This window comes from Daejeonella sp. (genome assembly GCF_036405355.1).
Taxonomy (GTDB): Bacteria; Bacteroidota; Bacteroidia; order Sphingobacteriales; family Sphingobacteriaceae; genus Daejeonella.
In genome coordinates, this window is sequence record NZ_DASWXT010000059.1 from 1 (window position 1) to 16,763 (window position 16,763).

Sequence of the window (16,763 nt, forward strand, 5' to 3'; positions counted from 1 at the left end):
TGAATGAAGTTTCAGCTATAAGCGATATTAAGGAAGTTAAATTTGGTAGGATTGACAAAAATATTGAGTATATCTCGGAGGAGATCGATGAATTATATTTAAAAAAGATCACCGAACTTTCTGTTTCTCCGGAGGCTATTAAAAGGCAGCATGACCTCAAAATCGTCTTTTCCCCTATTCATGGTACCGGTATAACCCTGGTTCCAGCTGCATTAAAACGGTTCGGATTTACAAATGTAACTATTGTTGAAGAGCAGGCAGTACCGGATGGAAATTTCCCTACTGTGATTTATCCAAATCCGGAGGAAAAGGAAGCCTTATCTCTGGCAATTTCCAAAGCTGTAGAAATTGATGCTGATCTTGTACTTGCAACCGACCCGGATGCCGATCGCGTAGGAATTGCTGTAAAGAATGAGGATGGAGAGTTTATTTTACTAAATGGCAATCAAACAGGAAGCCTGCTGATCAACTATTTATTAAGTGCCTGGGAACAAAAGGGAAAACTCACCGGAAACGAATACATTGTGTCTACTATTGTTACAACCAAACTGATCGGAGATATCGCAGCATCAAAGAATGTAAGTTTCTATGAAACACTGACCGGCTTCAAATGGATCGGGGCTTTAATAACAGAACTCCAGGGAAAGAAAACATTCATCGCCGGTGGTGAGGAAAGTTATGGTTATCTGGTTGGTGAACTTGTCAGGGATAAAGATGCAGTTATTTCCTGTGCCTTTATTGCAGAAATGGCGGCCTATTACAAGGATCAGGGCAGCAGCCTTTACCAGGCAATGCTTAAAATGTACCAAACCTATGGTTTTTATAAGGAAAGGCTGGTTTCAATTACTAAAAAGGGTAAAACAGGTGCCGAAGAAATAAAATCCATGATGGAACGATTCCGGTTCAATACTCCTTTGAGCCTTGGTGGATCAAAAGTAGTTTGCCTCAAAGATTATGAGCTGGGAAAAGAAACAGATCTGATCAGCGGAAGCTCTAAAAAACTGGATTTACCAAAATCTGATGTACTACAATTCATCACTGCCGATGGATGCATCGTGTCAGCAAGACCATCCGGCACAGAACCTAAAATCAAATTTTATTGCAGTGTAAAAACCGCCCTTCCTGACATTAATGAATTTGCTATTAAGGACAAGCAGCTTGATGAAAAAATAGAGCAAATCATGCATGACCTTGCAGTATAAAATCAGATAAAAAATCAAAAGAAAAACGAATCATACTCTTAAATTTTATTGTACTAATCAGGACTAATTTTCCTTTTTTGGGCTTTCTACCCGCTAAACAAAGTATATTTGCAATATGAAAAAGCTCTTGTATTTAGCCCTTAGCATCCTGGTAATTCAATCCTGTACAAATAAGTCGGATACTAAACTTCCCATTTTAGGAAACCGGGAGCCGGTAGAGAGAACCGTTGATGGCAAAACTGTAGTTGATACAATTTACCAAACGATCTCACCTTTCAGTTATTATAATCAGGATAGCATATTGGTAAGTGATAAAGATTTTGATGGGAAGATTTATGTTGCAGATTTCTTTTTCACATCCTGTAATACAATATGTCCGATTATGCACCGGAATATGCTTGATGTCTACAAGAAATTCAAAGACAACCCTAAAGTTAAACTCCTCTCCCATTCGATCGATATCAAATACGATTTACCCTCCCGTTTAAAAACCTATGCTACCAAACTTGGTGTAGAAGGAAATCAATGGGAATTTGTTCATGGAAGCCGGGATTCAATATTCAACATCGCAGCTAAAAACTATTTAGTTTCTGCATTTGAAGATAGTTCTGACCCCCAGGGCCTCGTACATCAGGGTTGGTTTATTCTGGTTGATACTAAAAAACAGTTACGTGGTGCTTACGACGGAACAAAAGCAGACCAGGTAAAACAATTGATGGAAGACATGGATAAATTGCTCAGAGAAGAAGCTGCTAATGAGAAATAGCTTAATCTATAGCTTTATTTTTTTATTCAGCATGGCTATAATTATGCAGTCATGTCAGAATGAAGACAGTATTACCTACAAGCGCTATTATGTAAACGGCAAGGGACTATATGAAAAGAATTGCCAAAATTGTCATGGCTCTGACGGAAAGGGATTAGGCACACTTTACCCCCCGCTTACAGATAGTACCTATCTGATTGCAAATAAGAAAAAGCTTGCCTGCATCATCAGGAATGGCCAAAGTGAACAGATTACAATTAATAATGTTGCCTATCAGGGTCAAATGCCCGCAAACAACACACTGGCTGATATTGATATTGCCCAGATAATCGTTTATATCACCAACTCGTTCGGAAACAAGCAGGGTCATTACGATCAGGCTGAAGTCGCCAAAGATCTGGCGGCATGTCAATAAACAACATTCCTTATTTGGCTGCATTCATTGGCTTGTGGTTAACAGAACGATTTGTATTTTTGCAATTCATTAAAAAAACATGGCTAAGCGAATAAAAATTAAAGATTTACTAAACAGTACTGATTTCGGACAAGAGGCAACTGTAATGGGCTGGGTTAAAACATTCAGAAACAACCAGTTCATTGCTATCAATGATGGATCAACGATCAAGAATATACAAGCTGTAGTAGATTTTAATTCATTCGATGAAAGTCTGTTAAAAAGACTGACAACAGGTGCTGCGGTTTCACTGACTGGTGAAATTGTTGAATCTCTGGGTAAGGGACAACGCATTGAGATCAAGGTAAATACCCTCGAAATATTAGGTGACAGCGATGCTGAGAAATTTCCATTGCAGCCTAAGAAACATAGTCTTGAGTTTTTAAGGGAAATCGCCCATTTGCGTTTCCGTACCAATACTTTCAATGCAGTATTCAAGGTTCGTCATGCACTGGCTTATGCCGTTCATAAATTTTTTAATGATAAGGGCTTTTTGTACCTGCATACACCTATCATTACTGCTTCGGATGCAGAAGGTGCCGGTGAAATGTTCAGGGTTTCTACAATTGATCCTGATCATATTCCGCGCAACGATGACGGCACAGTAAATTATAAGGAAGATTTCTTTGGTAAAGCAACAAACTTAACAGTTTCCGGACAATTGGAAGGTGAACTCGCGGCTATGGCTTTTGGAGATATCTATACTTTTGGCCCGACGTTCAGAGCTGAAAATTCAAATACAACACGTCACTTGGCAGAATTCTGGATGATAGAGCCTGAAATGGCTTTCTATGACCTGAATGATAACATGGATCTGGCTGAGGAATTGCTTAAATATGTCATTTCTTATGCATTAGAAAATTGTGCTGATGAATTGGAGTTCCTGAACAGCAGACTGTCAGAAGAAGAAAAACTTAAGCCCCAGGCAGACCGCTCAGAACTCGACCTGCTTTCCAAGCTGAAGTTCTGCCTTGAAAATAATTTTGAACGAATCACCTATGCCGAAGCAATACAAATTCTCAGGAACTCAAAACCGAATCAAAAGAAGCAATTCAAATATCTGATCGATAGCTGGGGTGCTGATCTGCAGTCGGAACATGAACGTTTCCTTGTAGAAAAACACTTTAAAAAGCCGGTGATCTTAACTGATTATCCGGCAGATATCAAATCCTTTTACATGAGGCTGAATGAACCGGATGCAGAGGGAAGAACTACTGTCAGAGCTATGGATATCCTTTTCCCGGGCATTGGGGAGATTGTGGGTGGCTCACAACGTGAAGAACGTCTTGAGAAACTGGAAAAGAGAATGGAAGAAATGCACATACCTTCAGAGGAAATGTCCTGGTACCTTGATACCCGTCGTTTTGGTACTGCGCCGCATGCCGGATTCGGCTTAGGATTCGAACGATTGGTACTTTTCGTAACAGGGATGACCAACATCAGGGATGTTATTCCTTTCCCAAGAACACCTAAGAATGCAGAGTTTTAGGCTCTTTGTTCAGTCCGGTTGGGTTTAGAACCCATATATACTGGTGTTTAATGGGTAATAATCTGTATTTTTAGATATGCTGATAAAGATCTATCCTGAAAATCCCAATGAAAAAGTGATCCAGCAGGTGGTCGACGTCCTGACAAAAGGCGGAATAATTATTTATCCAACTGATACCGTGTACGGTATGGGCTGTGATATAAGCAATTCAAAAGCAATTGAAAAAATATGTAAAATCAGGGGTATTAAACCTGAAAAGGCAAATTTCTCATTCATCTGCTATGATTTAAGCCATATTTCAGACTTCACCAGACAAATTGACAACGAAACCTACAGGGTAATCAAAAAAGCACTCCCCGGACCATTCACTTTTATCTTTAACGCGAACAAAAATGTCCCTAAATTATTAAGTTCAAACAAAAAGACCGTTGGTATCAGAGTCCCTGACAATACTATAGCAAGATCCATTGTAAAAATGCTAGGTAATCCAATTATCTCTACTTCAATACATGATGATGATGAGATCATGGAATATTCAACGGATCCGGAACTAATCCATGAAAAATACGAAGATATTGTTGATCTGGTCATAGATGGAGGATATGGAGATAATGAACCCTCCACGATTGTAGATTGCAGTGAAGGTGAATTTGAAATTATAAGACAGGGAAAAGGGGACTTGGATCAATTTTTGTAATTGAATAGCTAAGATTTTCATATTAATAAAATGGCCTGGAATATATCCAACTGGCCTTTTCTTACCTTATTTAGACATAGACCCTGAAATTTTTTAGTATTTTCGCCTGCATGGCTCAAGCAATAAACTTAAAACCATTTCGCGACTTTTTTCGTTCTGAACAAATAGGTGGTATCATTCTTATTTTCTCTGTTTTCGTTTCATTATCAATTGCCAACTCCCCGCTTGGTGAAGATTTTGCAGACTTGCTTTCATTAAAATTTGGATATAGTAGTGCCAATCTGGACTTAGAATACTCCTTAGCTCAATGGATAAATGATGGCCTTATGGCTATATTCTTTTTACTTATTGGTCTGGAAATTAAACGTGAGATCATTGAAGGTGAATTATCTTCTCCACGCAAGGCTGCAATGCCCATTTTTGCAGCATTAGGTGGAATGTTTCTGCCTGCCGGAATCTATTTTATATTCAATTCAAACCTTGAAACCATTTCAGGCTGGGGTATCCCCATGGCAACCGATATCGCATTTGCACTTGGAGTTTTATCACTGCTGGGTAAACGGGTGCCTGCTTCCTTAAAAGTATTTCTGGCTGCATTAGCTATTGTTGATGATCTTGGAGCTATTCTGGTTATTGCAATTTTCTATACCAGCGAATTGCATTGGGAGCAATTATTATATTCTGCAGGTATTTTAGCATTATTAATAAGCATGAATTATCTGGGAGTAAAAAGGTTGTTCTTCTATATTATTCCAGGATTGTTTCTTTGGTACTTTATACACCATTCAGGTATTCATGCCACAATTGCCGGAGTTTTGCTTGCATTGACTATTCCTTCAAATCCAATAAAAAGAACTTCACCACTTGAACACTTGGAGCACATGATCGTCAGACCCGTAAATTTTCTGATCATGCCTATCTTTGCACTTGCCAATACCAATATCCGATTCGAAAGTAAAATGCTTGACGGCCTTACCAGTCCGCTGGGCTTAGGCATTATCTTTGGGTTAGTATTGGGTAAACCTTTAGGAGTAACCTTTTTCTCGTGGATAGCGGTCAAATCAGGTATTGCCTCATTACCTTCAAGATCAAACTGGAAGCATATTTTCGGTTTAGGACTTCTTGCCGGTATTGGATTTACGATGTCCATTTTTATTGCCCTGCTTTCCTTCAATGATCCGGATTTTGATATTGAAGCCAAGTTTTCAATACTGGTAGCCTCTGTATTGGCTGGTGTATCCGGATTTATTTTCCTGAATGCTCTAAACAAAAAGAGGAAAAAGCGAATCAGAAAAGCAAGATTATCATCTAAACGTTCAATTGCATAACCCAAAAAATAGTATTCAATGCAGTTTTGAGAACAATGCTATTGACCGGCTATGTATTGTTCCATGTTTTCAATGATGAACTTTTGTTCTTCAATGACATGCCTTACCACATCTCCGATTGAAATAATACCAATTAACTTATCGTTTGAAACAACAGGCAAGTGCCGTATGAATTTTGTTGTCATTAACTGCATACAATGATCGATGGAGTTCTCGGGTGCAACGAAAATTACATTTTCCGACATTATCTCTCTGATTTTGGTCTGTTTGGATGCCTTACCTTTTAGTATAACTTTTCGTGCATAATCCTTTTCTGAAAATATACCAACCAGTTTATCGGCTTCGGTGACCAAAAGGGCACTTACGTTTTTCTCAACCATAATTTCAAGTGCCCTGAATACACTCGTCTCCGGAGAAATGGAAAAAATTAAATTCCCTTTCCTTTCTAAAATTTTGCTTACTGCTCCCATAAAAATTGTTTTTTGAATGAAAAATCCTGTAAAAAGGTGATATTCTAAATGCAATTTAATCGCTCTCTTATATTAGCTCCTGAGATTATTTAAGATGTCGGATCGGGCGATTTTGTAAATCTTGAAAAGTATTCGGCTTGGGCTAGAATAAAAATAGTATATTTTTTTAACAAAATTAATTTTAACAATCAGAAATTTTTTAATTATTAAATATAATGTATATTGCAAAATGACTAAAAATTGACAGATCCCTATTTTTAAAGATTCGGTAAGCCCATTACAATAAGCAGGAGACCAATTAGATTCAATTTACTTACTGTTCGTATTAAATTTTTCTGTATGTCGGAATGTATTAAAATTAAGAATGGCTTAAATATCCAGCTTGCCGGAGAAGCCAATAAATTTTTATCAGACCTCCCTTTTCCTGAAATATTTGCAATAAGACCAAACGACTTTCCGGGTATAAACCCCAAATTATTAGTTCAAGCCGGTGATGAAGTTTTAGCAGGAAGTGTCCTTTTTTTTGACAAGAACAACGAATCCATCAAATTTAGTTCACCTGTTAGTGGGGAAGTCATCGAAGTAATAAGGGCTGAAAAGCGTAAACTACTTGAAATTAAAATCCTTGCCGATAAAAAAATAAGATACCTGGACCTGGGAAAGTCAAATCCCGATGAACTAAGCAGGGATGGTATTATTGAAGCATTATTAAATAGCGGACTATGGCCATTGATACGCCAGCGCCCCTTTGGAATTATTGCCAACCCTACTGATATACCAAAATCAATCTTTATATCCGCATTTGACACCAATCCGCTTGCGCCTGATATTGATTTTATCATGCAGGGAGAAAATCAGGAAACCTTCCAAACAGGCTTGAATGCAATCATTAAATTAACAAATGGGAATACACATTTGAATATTAATGGGTCCAAAGAAGCGACATCGATTTTCAGGAATTCCAAAGGAGTTATCATAAATAAATTTTCAGGCCCACACCCAGCCGGAAACGTAGGTGTCCAGATACATCATATTGACCCGGTCAATAAAGGCGAAGTGGTATGGTATGTAAATCCCCAGGATGTCCTGATCATTGGAAAATTGTTTTCAGAAGGCAGATACGATGCCTCAAGAATCATTGCCCTGACCGGATCCCAGGTTTCAAGTCCTAAATACTATAAAACTCTTATCGGAAGTTCAGTAAAAAGCATCATTGTTGATGGTATTCTAAAAGCAGGGGAAAACAGGATCATCAGTGGAAATGTCTTGTCCGGAAGCCAAATTCAGGAAGACGGATTCTTAGGTTATTATGATACACAGATCACAGTTATCCCTGAAGGACATGAATCTGAATTTATGGGATGGTTAGCCCCGGGACTTGAGAAGTTCAGTATGTCGCGCACCTTTTTTTCATGGCTAAATTCAAAAAAGAAATACAGTTTAAATACCAACCTGCATGGTGAAGAACGTCCATTTGTAGTAACTGGTCAGTATGAAAAGGTTTTCCCAATGGATATTTATCCGGTTCAGCTTTTAAAATCAATATTGATAGAAGATATCGAAATGATGGAGCAACTTGGTATTTATGAAGTTGTAGAAGAAGATTTTGCGCTTTGTGAATTTGTCTGCACATCGAAAATTAATTCTCAGGAAATAATCAAACGTGGAATTGAAATCATACAAAAGGAATTGAACTAAAAAATCTTAAAATAAAATAAAAAGATACTCTTATAGAAAATAACTGATCAAAATTATACGCTCCGAAGCTTAATTATACGATACCTAATAGTACATAAGAAATAAGTTTGAATCCGATAATCCAGGCAAGAGGCCAAAGATTATCCTAAAACATTTTAACTTGATGCTACTTAGAAAATTATTGGATAAGCTGAAGCCCGATTTCGAAAAAGGCGGAAAACTTGAAAAATTCTACCCGGCTTTTAATGCATTTGAGACCTTTCTTTTTGTCCCGGATCATACAACAGCTTCAAAAGGAGCCCATGTTCGGGATGCAATTGATCTGAAAAGAACCATGGTTCTTGTAATTCTTTCATTAATTCCCTGCCTGCTATTTGGCATGTGGAATGTAGGATATCAGCACCACCTCGCCTTTGGAATTTCTGATTCCACAATACCAGATAATTTCATATTTGGAGCGATAAAAGTACTTCCCATAGTAATTGTATCCTATATCTCAGGCTTAACGGTCGAGTTTATTTTTGCAATTATCCGAAAGCATACCATCAACGAAGGCTTTTTAGTTTCAGGAATGCTTATCCCTCTGGTTATGCCTGTTGATGTACCCTTATGGATGGTTGCTGTATCTACAGTTTTTGCAGTAATTATCGGCAAAGAAGTCTTTGGTGGTACCGGAATGAATATCCTAAATCCTGCATTAACGGCAAGAGCATTCTTATTTTTTGCATATCCTACTAAAATTTCGGGCAATGAAGTCTGGATCAATACCAGCTCAGAGAATGGGAAACAGTTAGTGGATGCTTATAGTGGCGCTACTCCATTGGGGGATGCTGCTGCCGGATTAGCTGATAAAATCCCCGGAATTTGGGAGTCTTTCATTGGTATCATCCCCGGCTCTATTGGTGAAACATCTGCTCTGGCATGCCTGATAGGTGCTGCCATTCTATTGTATACAGGAATAGGGAGCTGGAGAATCATGTTGTCTGTATTTGTCGGTGGCTATATTATGGCACTGATTTTCAATTTATTCGGACTCAATACACTTATGCAGATAAGTCCGCTGCATCATTTGGTTCTCGGGGGTTTTGCATTCGGGGCAATTTTTATGGCAACCGATCCTGTTAGCGGTGCTCAAACCAATACTGGCAAATACATTTATGGATTCCTGATAGGATTATTTGCTATTCTGTTCAGGGTATTTAATCCTGCATACCCTGAAGGGATGATGCTATCCATTTTGTTTATGAATGTAATGGCACCACTCATTGATCATTATGTGGTAGCTGCAAATATTAAAAGAAGGTTAAAAAGATCCAATTTCAAACAAAATGCATAAGGACAGCAATAAAGCCACTTTTCTGTTTTCATCAGGTATGGTGATAGTCATTGCTATAATGTTATCTGTAGCGGCCATAGCGCTCGGACCCTACCAGGAAAGAAATACCCGGATTGAAAAAATGGAAAACATTTTGAGCAGTGTCGGAATAAATGGTAGTTCTGAGGAAGCGGAAGAAAACTTCTCAAAATATATCACCAGCCAGGTAGTTTTGGATAGCAAAGGAGAAATAGTAAAAGGAGGCACTCCCGCTTTTGATATTGATCTGAAAAAAGAACTGGATAAAGCAAAAACCGGTAATCAGGACAAGGAACTATTCCCATTGTTTGTATGTAAGAAAGAAAATAAAACCTACTATATCATTCCGGTCAGAGGAAAGGGATTATGGGGACCGATTTGGGGATTTATCGCTTTGGAGGAAGATATGAATACAGTTTATGGCGTAAGTTTTGGCCACAAAAGTGAAACCCCCGGTCTCGGAGCTGAAATTGAGACCACCAAATTCCAGGAAAAATTCAAAGGAAAAAAGATACTGGATGATGAAGGCAAATTCGTTTCAGTAAAAGTTTTAAAAGGAAGTGCAGCATCAGCAAACCCACACGGTTTTGATGCGGTTTCAGGCGCCACAATAACCAGTGATGGGGTATCTGAAATGCTTCAAAGAACCCTGAGTAATTATATTGCTTATTTCAAGAAGATAAATACTAAGAAATAAAATTATAAAAAATAAGCCATGAGCAATGAAATAATTACAGCTCCTGAAAAGGAAAAGGTCAAGAAAGAGCCATTGTTTTCTCAAAAAAATAAAAAGCTTCTTTATGATCCCTTAAATGACAGCAATCCAATAACCGTACAGGTATTAGGAATTTGTTCTGCTCTGGCGGTTACTGTTAAAATGCAGCCATCAATTGTCATGGCTCTTGCAGTAATGGTTGTTACTGCATTTTCAAGTCTCATCATTTCAATAATAAGAAATATTATACCTAACAGAATCCGGATTATTGTTCAATTGACCGTAGTTGCGGCAATGGTAATTCTGGTCGATCAGTTTTTGAAAGCTTTTGTTTACGATGTCAGCAAACAACTTTCAGTATTTGTAGGACTAATTATTACCAATTGCATCGTGATGGGTCGCCTGGAAGCATTTGCCATGGCCAATAAACCCTGGCCATCCTTTATAGATGGTATTGGCAATGGACTTGGTTATGGTGTAATTCTGGTAATCGTATCAATGATCAGGGAATTGCTTGGCTCCGGAGAACTTATGGGCTTTAGAATAATTCCCGAATCCGTTTATGAAATGGGTTATTTTAATAATGGACTCATCATCATGCCTCCAATGGCTTTAATAGTCGTGGGAGTGATAATCTGGGTTCAGCGAAGCAGAAATAGAAAATTAATTGAGGCTAAATAAAAGATCTCATGGAACATGTAAACCTGTTTATTAAAGCTGTTTTTATAGAGAATATGATCTTTGCCTATTTCCTGGGCATGTGCTCCTATCTTGCAATTTCAAAAACGGTAAAAAGCGCTGTAGGCCTTGGAATGGCAGTTATCTTCGTTTTAACTGTTTCAGTTCCAATTTGTTATTTATTGGAGAAATATGTTCTTAAAGCCGGTGCTTTAGCATGGCTATCATCCGACTTTGCGAGTGTTGACTTAAGTTTCCTGAGTTTTATAATGTTCATTGCCACAATTGCTTCAATTGTTCAGCTGGTTGAGATGGTAGTCGAAAAGTTTGCACCGGCATTATATGCCACTCTTGGCATTTTTCTGCCCCTCATTGCAGTAAACTGCTCCATTTTAGGCGGTGCTTTGTTTATGCAGGAAAGAGAATATGCGACTTTAGGTGAAGCTACAGTCTTCGCTTTTGGATCGGGAGTCGGCTGGTTCCTTGCAATTGTAGCCTTATCAGCCATCCGTGAAAAAATTCGCTATTCAAATATTCCCGACCCCTTGAGGGGACTAGGCATAACCTTCATCATAACCGGTCTGATGGCCATTGCATTTATGAGTTTTATGGGAATTAAATTGTAATTACGATGAACCTGATGAGTATAAGTCCCGAAACCACAACGATCATTTCGAGTATCGTTATCTTTTTACTGTTCAATTTATTACTGGTTTATATAATCCTGCTTGCAAAAGCAAAGCTGATGCCCTCTGGACTCGTCAAAATCACCATAAACGGAGAAGAAGATATTGAAACAGAGGCTGGTTCCAGTTTACTCACAACCTTGTCCAACAAGAAAATCTTTCTGCCTTCAGCCTGCGGAGGTGGTGGTACCTGTGCAATGTGCAGGTGTCAGGTATTATCAGGCGGTGGAACCATTTTAAGTACAGAGACACCCTATTTCACACGTAAACAGCAGCAGGACAACTGGCGATTAGGTTGTCAGGTAAAAGTGAAACAGGATATGGAGATTAAAATCCCCGAGGAGATTTTCGGCATCAAAAAATGGGAATGCGAAGTAGTATCAAATGATAATGTCGCTACCTACATTAAGGAATTAGTGGTCAAACTACCCGAAGGTGAATTTCTAAATTTCCAGTCTGGCTGCTATATACAGATAGATGTACCTGCTTGTGAGATTAATTTCAAAAGTGATCTCTATAAAATTGACGAGCGCTTTCAGGATGATTATGATAAATTCAAAATATGGGATCTGCAGATGAAGAATCCTGAGCCTGTATTCCGGGCATATTCGATGGCTAATCATCCTGCTGAAGGAAACATTATCATGCTGAATATCAGGCTTGCTACTCCTCCTTTCGACAGGCAGGCCGGAAAGTTCATGGATTTAAACCCGGGAATATGCTCTTCATTTGTATTTTCTCGTAAACCCGGCGACAAAATAACCATTGCCGGTCCTTTTGGAGATTTCCATATTAAGCCTACAAAAAAAGAGATGATCTATATCGGAGGAGGCGCAGGAATGGCACCACTACGCTCCCACCTGTTTCACCTTTTCCATACGATGAAAGAAAGAGACAGGAAAGTAAGTTTCTGGTATGGTGGCAGATCGTCAAGAGAAATTTTTTATACCGAACATTTCCGGGCAATAGAAAAGGAATTTCCAAATTTCCAATACAATATTGCACTTTCAGAACCACTGGAAGAAGACAATTGGACTGGTTATACCGGATTTATACACAATGTACTATTCGAAAACTATCTCAAAAATCACCCTGAGCCTGAGGACCTCGAATATTATATCTGCGGACCGCCAATGATGAATGCCGCAGTATTTAAAATGCTGGACGATCTGGGTGTACCCCCTGAAAATATTGCCTTTGATGATTTTGGAGGTTAAGATTGATGATGAAATTTCTCTTTCCTGTCCTTATTGGCTTAGTGCTTATTTCAGCTTGTCAATCTAATGAAAACAAGCTCATTACAATTGAGGGAGAAGCTCAGGGAACTACCTGGCATATCTCTTATATATCCAAAGACGGGATAAATTTTAAGCAGGCAATTGATTCCATTTTAAAGGATATAGACCTTTCACTTTCTACCTATGTTCCTGTTTCAATCATTTCCAGAATAAATAATAATGAACCGGACATTCGGGTCGATCCCTACTTTATTGATGTGTTCAATAAATCAATGGAAGTATCTCAAAGAACCGGTGGACTTTTTGATGTCACTGTAGGACCTTTGATTAATGCCTGGGGATTTGGTTTTAGTAAAAAAGCAAATATAGATAGTACCCGGATTGATAGTATCCTTCAATATGTTGATTATAAAATGCTGAAGCTTGATGGAAATATACTCATAAAAGAAAAGAAAGATGTGAAGCTTGATTTTAATGCAATTGCACAGGGATATTCAGTTGATGTATTAGCATTATATCTGGAAAAAAGAGGAATCAAAAATTATCTGGTAGAGCTGGGTGGTGAACTCATTGCAAAAGGCAAAAAGAATACCGAAAACTGGAAAGCAGGTATTGATCATCCGATTCAAAACACCTCCTCCGAACGGAAACTTGAAGCGATCATCGAACTGGATAACAGGGCATTATGCACTTCCGGAAATTACAGAAAGTTTTATGAGGAGAATGGGAAAAGATATGCTCATATTCTTGATCCTCGTACCGGATTTCCCGCAAGGCAGAATATTTTGAGCGCAAGCGTACTGGCTGATGATGCTATGACTGCAGATGCCTATGCTACTGCCTTTATGGTGATGGGTTTAGAACGTTCGAAACAGTTCCTGGAAGAAAATAAAGACCTGAACCTGGAAGTCTTCTTTATCTATGATGAGAATAATACCTGGAAAACCTTTACCTCCGAAAGTCTAAAAAACAAGCTAAAACAGGTTAACTAACCTGATTTAGATATTAGGAAGGGTAATAAATAAGGTTATAATTGGTTAGATAAAGCTCCGGAGTAACAATAATTTGATTTTTGAAAACAATACCTGTGTTTTATAGCCTGGTTCAGCCCTTTCCTCCGGAGTAGTTCCGGCAGGAAATTCCGTTCTATATCCAAATATCAATAGCCGGAAGCTACTTCCTCCGGCAAGGTTTATTTTACCCGGGGCTGTTTTTCATCGGAATGGACAGCCCGGCAATAGAATTATTGACCTTGCTTTCTAAAACAAGAGAAAAATTTGCAACCTAAATTTCCCCAGCAAGATTTTATAGAGAACCCATATTAATTAGGATTTACACTTTTCTTCCCTGCTTGCACCACAAATACTGCAAGAGCCATCCTCAGTTTGTAATAAGGGATTATTACTGCTGCAGGTACCAGAGAATTTACCATTCTTCTTAAGCAGAATTTTGATAGCAATGCCTGCAAATGCCAGGGCTAAAAGAACGATGGATAGCAAAACGACCTTCATACTTAAATTTATGAATATTATTCAGCATACCCAATAAGGATAACTCCAAATTATCTGATGACTTATACCTTAAAACAGATACTCTTTTACGGAAGCTTAAAAATTTAACAGGTAATGTTGCAGCATAAAAATACCAGCACCAGCCAGATAACCGATCAAAGCCAACCAGGAAACATTTTTAAAGTACCAAAGGAAATCTATTTTTTCCATACCCATTGCTGCCACACCCGCAGCAGAACCAATGATCAGACAGCTGCCACCTACTCCGGCACAATAAGCCAGGAATGACCAGAAATAATGATTGGTTGGATAAGTTGCCATATCATACATACCCATACCCGCAGCTACCAGTGGAACGTTATCAACAATGGATGATAAGAGCCCGATAGAAATCACAATTACATCCAGGTTGCCAATTTTAGCATCCATCCACTGCGCCAGTCCCTGTAACTGATGAGTAGATTCCAGGGCTGAAATAGCTACCAGAATTCCAAGAAAAAATAGAACACTGGGTACATCTGCTTTTCTCAAAGCCTGGATAACTGAATAAGCATCTTTATCCGCATCATTCTTATTCTTATGGATAAATTCAGTCACAATCCAAAGTATCGCCAGACCGAATAACATCCCCATAAAAGGTGGAAGGTGGGTAATGGTTTTAAAAAACGGAACAAATACAAGAGCTCCGATTCCTAAAGCCAAAACAATTTTCCTTTCAAAGGCTGTGGTCTTCTCAGTATGATTGTTCTCGACTATATCCGGTTTGCTTACCTTTCCTTTCATTGAGAAAGAGAGGATTAAAAGAGGGACAATCAAACAAACCAAACTAGGCAAGATCAAATGGACAATGATATTACCCGAAGTTATCTGCCCACCGATCCATAACATGGTAGTAGTAACATCCCCGATTGGCGACCATGCACCTCCCGCATTGGCAGCAAGAACAACCATACTAACAAAGAACATTCTCGTTCTTTTTTCACTGATTAACTTTCTTAGCAAAGAAACCATCACGATTGTGGTGGTTAGGTTATCCAATACAGCTGAGAGGAAAAACGTAATGATGCTGATAATCCATAATAATTTAAGCTGATCAGAAGTTTTAATTTTTGTTGTTATTACTTCAAATCCGTCATGGGCATCGATCAATTCTACTATTGTCATTGCCCCCAATAAAAAGAACAATATCCCCGAAATTTGCCCTAAATGCTCATAAAGTTCTGCTGAAACCAACCCGGTGTCTGTCCCGCTCATAATATAAACAACCCAGCATAATACCCCTGTTAGTAAGGCACTTGCGGTTTTATTTGTCCTGATGGGGTGCTCAAATGCGATCGCAGCATACCCAATAATGAAAATTGTGGTAATCAGTAATTCCATGACATGAATTTCAATTAAAATCTCTAGCTGTCTAAAAATTTGACGCTACAATGTACAGAACTCAAGTCTTACATCAAACAAGAAAATGTTGTTTTTAATTAAGGTTTGAATTCCAAAACACAGAAGATTATTTTTTTAAAGATAAGGGTTAAAACCCTGTGAATCAGCCTGGGAGAGAACTGTATTGATGCTATCAAAAAGCTGTTTGAAGCGGTATTCTTAGACTATGATAACAGAAACAAACCCAGCTTTAAGCTGAAAACGAAAACATCCCTAAGGCCGGATTGACCTTATAAATTCAGGAATTCTTTCCATTGCATTTTCAGTATCCAGAAACTTCACAAAAGCACTTCCAACAATAGCCCCACGGGTATATTCTGCCGCTTTATTAAAACTCTTCACATCAGAAATACCAAATCCTATCATCGTAGGATTTTTAAGCTGCATGTCCCTGATACGCGAAAAGTAAGCATCCGCTTCATTTGAAACAGTCAGATTTTTACCAGTAGTGGAAGATGAAGACAAGAGGTAAATAAATCCATTACTGAGTTCATCGATCTTCCGGATACGCTCTTCTGAAGTCTGTGGTGTTACCAGAAATATATTGCTCAGATTGTTTTTAATAAAATTGTCCTTGTACAGGTTTTCATATTCATACATTGGAAGATCAGGGACGATCACGCCATCCACTCCAACCTCCGCACATGAATCACAAAAATTCGCAACACCATACTGCAAAACCGGATTAACATAACCCATTAATAAAACCGGAATGGAAACGCGCTTACGCAGATCTTTAAGCTGCTGAAAAAGAACCTTCAGATTCATTCCATTTTGCAGAGCAATATGGGAACTATTCTGAATAACCGGACCATCCGCCAGGGGATCTGAATATGGAAATCCAATTTCAATAAAATCTGCACCTGCTTTTTCTACTGCTTCGGCAATATCCAGAGTACTATCCAAATTGGGATAACCTGCAGTAAAGTATATTGATAAAAGCGGTTCTTTTTTGTTTTGAAATAAATTATTTAGTCTGTTCATGAGCATTCTGGTATGGAAATTCCGGATTATTCATCCGGCAAGGCAAGTTGTAA

The 16,763-nt window shown here is 38.4% G+C and carries 17 protein-coding genes; 13 read left to right on the forward strand and 4 right to left on the reverse strand.

Annotated elements, in window-relative coordinates:
• The 6 genes from VGE44_RS07355 to nhaA all read left to right on the forward strand — a co-directional run.
• On the forward strand, positions 1-1,202 hold a 1,202-nt coding region (locus VGE44_RS07355), incomplete at its 5' end, for a phospho-sugar mutase (RefSeq protein ID WP_331077476.1).
• A gap of 115 nt (positions 1,203-1,317) precedes the next feature.
• Positions 1,318-1,968 carry an SCO family protein gene (locus VGE44_RS07360; RefSeq protein WP_331077478.1) on the forward strand — a complete coding sequence of 217 codons (651 nt, stop codon included), beginning with the start codon at positions 1,318-1,320 and terminating at the stop codon, positions 1,966-1,968.
• Positions 1,969-1,999: 31 nt separating this feature from the next.
• Positions 2,000-2,383 carry a cytochrome c gene (locus VGE44_RS07365; protein ID WP_331077480.1) on the forward strand — a complete coding sequence of 128 codons (384 nt, stop codon included), beginning with the start codon at positions 2,000-2,002 and terminating at the stop codon, positions 2,381-2,383.
• 79 nt (positions 2,384-2,462) lie between these two features.
• Complete coding sequence (gene asnS / locus VGE44_RS07370; RefSeq protein ID WP_331077482.1) at positions 2,463-3,911, forward strand: asparagine--tRNA ligase; 1,449 nt, start codon at positions 2,463-2,465, stop codon at positions 3,909-3,911.
• Positions 3,912-3,987: 76 nt separating this feature from the next.
• Entirely contained in the window at positions 3,988-4,608 is a 621-nt protein-coding gene (locus VGE44_RS07375) for an L-threonylcarbamoyladenylate synthase (protein WP_324485602.1), read from the forward strand.
• Between the two features lie 110 nt (positions 4,609-4,718).
• Positions 4,719-5,936 carry a Na+/H+ antiporter NhaA gene (gene nhaA, locus VGE44_RS07380; protein WP_331077485.1) on the forward strand — a complete coding sequence of 406 codons (1,218 nt, stop codon included), beginning with the start codon at positions 4,719-4,721 and terminating at the stop codon, positions 5,934-5,936.
• Positions 5,937-5,974: 38 nt separating this feature from the next.
• Here the strand turns inward: nhaA and VGE44_RS07385 are convergent, their stop codons facing one another.
• The gene (locus tag VGE44_RS07385) at positions 5,975-6,406 is read right to left on the reverse strand and encodes a CBS domain-containing protein (RefSeq protein WP_331077487.1); all 432 of its coding nucleotides are present in this window, start codon (positions 6,404-6,406) and stop codon (positions 5,975-5,977) included.
• Between the two features lie 339 nt (positions 6,407-6,745).
• On the opposite strand from VGE44_RS07385, the gene VGE44_RS07390 reads away from it, so the two are divergent.
• The 7 genes from VGE44_RS07390 (at position 6,746) to VGE44_RS07420 (ending at position 13,767) form a co-directional block, all read left to right on the forward strand.
• Entirely contained in the window at positions 6,746-8,104 is a 1,359-nt protein-coding gene (locus VGE44_RS07390; RefSeq protein WP_331077489.1) for a Na(+)-translocating NADH-quinone reductase subunit A, read from the forward strand.
• Between the two features lie 163 nt (positions 8,105-8,267).
• Positions 8,268-9,440, forward strand: coding sequence for an NADH:ubiquinone reductase (Na(+)-transporting) subunit B (locus VGE44_RS07395; RefSeq protein WP_331077491.1), 1,173 nt, complete (start codon positions 8,268-8,270; stop codon positions 9,438-9,440).
• The gene (nqrC, locus tag VGE44_RS07400; RefSeq protein WP_331077493.1) at positions 9,433-10,155 is read left to right on the forward strand and encodes an NADH:ubiquinone reductase (Na(+)-transporting) subunit C; all 723 of its coding nucleotides are present in this window, start codon (positions 9,433-9,435) and stop codon (positions 10,153-10,155) included. Before VGE44_RS07395 ends, nqrC begins: the two co-directional genes overlap by 8 nt.
• A gap of 18 nt (positions 10,156-10,173) precedes the next feature.
• Entirely contained in the window at positions 10,174-10,854 is a 681-nt protein-coding gene (locus VGE44_RS07405; RefSeq protein ID WP_331077495.1) for an NADH:ubiquinone reductase (Na(+)-transporting) subunit D, read from the forward strand.
• An 8-nt stretch (positions 10,855-10,862) separates the two neighbouring features.
• The gene (gene nqrE, locus VGE44_RS07410; protein WP_331077497.1) at positions 10,863-11,477 is read left to right on the forward strand and encodes an NADH:ubiquinone reductase (Na(+)-transporting) subunit E; all 615 of its coding nucleotides are present in this window, start codon (positions 10,863-10,865) and stop codon (positions 11,475-11,477) included.
• A gap of 5 nt (positions 11,478-11,482) precedes the next feature.
• The gene (gene nqrF, locus VGE44_RS07415; protein WP_331077499.1) at positions 11,483-12,754 is read left to right on the forward strand and encodes an NADH:ubiquinone reductase (Na(+)-transporting) subunit F; all 1,272 of its coding nucleotides are present in this window, start codon (positions 11,483-11,485) and stop codon (positions 12,752-12,754) included.
• An 8-nt stretch (positions 12,755-12,762) separates the two neighbouring features.
• On the forward strand, positions 12,763-13,767 hold the full coding sequence (locus tag VGE44_RS07420) for an FAD:protein FMN transferase (RefSeq protein ID WP_331077501.1): 1,005 nt from the start codon (positions 12,763-12,765) through the stop codon (positions 13,765-13,767).
• Between the two features lie 333 nt (positions 13,768-14,100).
• On the opposite strand, the gene VGE44_RS07425 is transcribed toward VGE44_RS07420, so the two are convergent.
• The 3 genes from VGE44_RS07425 to trpA form a co-directional block, all read right to left on the reverse strand.
• Positions 14,101-14,286, reverse strand: a complete 186-nt coding sequence (locus VGE44_RS07425; protein ID WP_331077503.1) for a hypothetical protein — start codon at positions 14,284-14,286, stop codon at positions 14,101-14,103.
• Between the two features lie 96 nt (positions 14,287-14,382).
• Positions 14,383-15,666, reverse strand: a complete 1,284-nt coding sequence (gene nhaD / locus VGE44_RS07430; RefSeq protein WP_331077505.1) for a sodium:proton antiporter NhaD — start codon at positions 15,664-15,666, stop codon at positions 14,383-14,385.
• A 273-nt stretch (positions 15,667-15,939) separates the two neighbouring features.
• On the reverse strand, positions 15,940-16,710 hold the full coding sequence (gene trpA / locus VGE44_RS07435; protein ID WP_331077508.1) for a tryptophan synthase subunit alpha: 771 nt from the start codon (positions 16,708-16,710) through the stop codon (positions 15,940-15,942).
• Between the last annotated feature and the right edge of the window lie 53 nt (positions 16,711-16,763).

Excerpts from the sequence above, each read along its gene's own strand:
- VGE44_RS07360 (WP_331077478.1), top strand. The coding sequence starts at position 1,318 with ATGAAAAAGCTCTTGTATTTAGCCCTTAGCATCCTGGTAATTCAATCC.
- VGE44_RS07365 (WP_331077480.1), top strand. The coding sequence starts at position 2,000 with ATGGCTATAATTATGCAGTCATGTCAGAATGAAGACAGTATTACCTAC.
- asnS (WP_331077482.1), top strand. The coding sequence starts at position 2,463 with ATGGCTAAGCGAATAAAAATTAAAGATTTACTAAACAGTACTGATTTC.
- VGE44_RS07375 (WP_324485602.1), top strand. The coding sequence starts at position 3,988 with ATGCTGATAAAGATCTATCCTGAAAATCCCAATGAAAAAGTGATCCAG.
- nhaA (WP_331077485.1), top strand. The coding sequence starts at position 4,719 with ATGGCTCAAGCAATAAACTTAAAACCATTTCGCGACTTTTTTCGTTCT.
- VGE44_RS07385 (WP_331077487.1), bottom strand. The coding sequence starts at position 6,406 with ATGGGAGCAGTAAGCAAAATTTTAGAAAGGAAAGGGAATTTAATTTTT.
- VGE44_RS07390 (WP_331077489.1), top strand. The coding sequence starts at position 6,746 with ATGTCGGAATGTATTAAAATTAAGAATGGCTTAAATATCCAGCTTGCC.
- VGE44_RS07395 (WP_331077491.1), top strand. The coding sequence starts at position 8,268 with ATGCTACTTAGAAAATTATTGGATAAGCTGAAGCCCGATTTCGAAAAA.
- nqrC (WP_331077493.1), top strand. The coding sequence starts at position 9,433 with ATGCATAAGGACAGCAATAAAGCCACTTTTCTGTTTTCATCAGGTATG.
- VGE44_RS07405 (WP_331077495.1), top strand. The coding sequence starts at position 10,174 with ATGAGCAATGAAATAATTACAGCTCCTGAAAAGGAAAAGGTCAAGAAA.
- nqrE (WP_331077497.1), top strand. The coding sequence starts at position 10,863 with ATGGAACATGTAAACCTGTTTATTAAAGCTGTTTTTATAGAGAATATG.
- nqrF (WP_331077499.1), top strand. The coding sequence starts at position 11,483 with ATGAACCTGATGAGTATAAGTCCCGAAACCACAACGATCATTTCGAGT.
- VGE44_RS07420 (WP_331077501.1), top strand. The coding sequence starts at position 12,763 with ATGAAATTTCTCTTTCCTGTCCTTATTGGCTTAGTGCTTATTTCAGCT.
- VGE44_RS07425 (WP_331077503.1), bottom strand. The coding sequence starts at position 14,286 with ATGAAGGTCGTTTTGCTATCCATCGTTCTTTTAGCCCTGGCATTTGCA.
- nhaD (WP_331077505.1), bottom strand. The coding sequence starts at position 15,666 with ATGGAATTACTGATTACCACAATTTTCATTATTGGGTATGCTGCGATC.
- trpA (WP_331077508.1), bottom strand. The coding sequence starts at position 16,710 with ATGAACAGACTAAATAATTTATTTCAAAACAAAAAAGAACCGCTTTTA.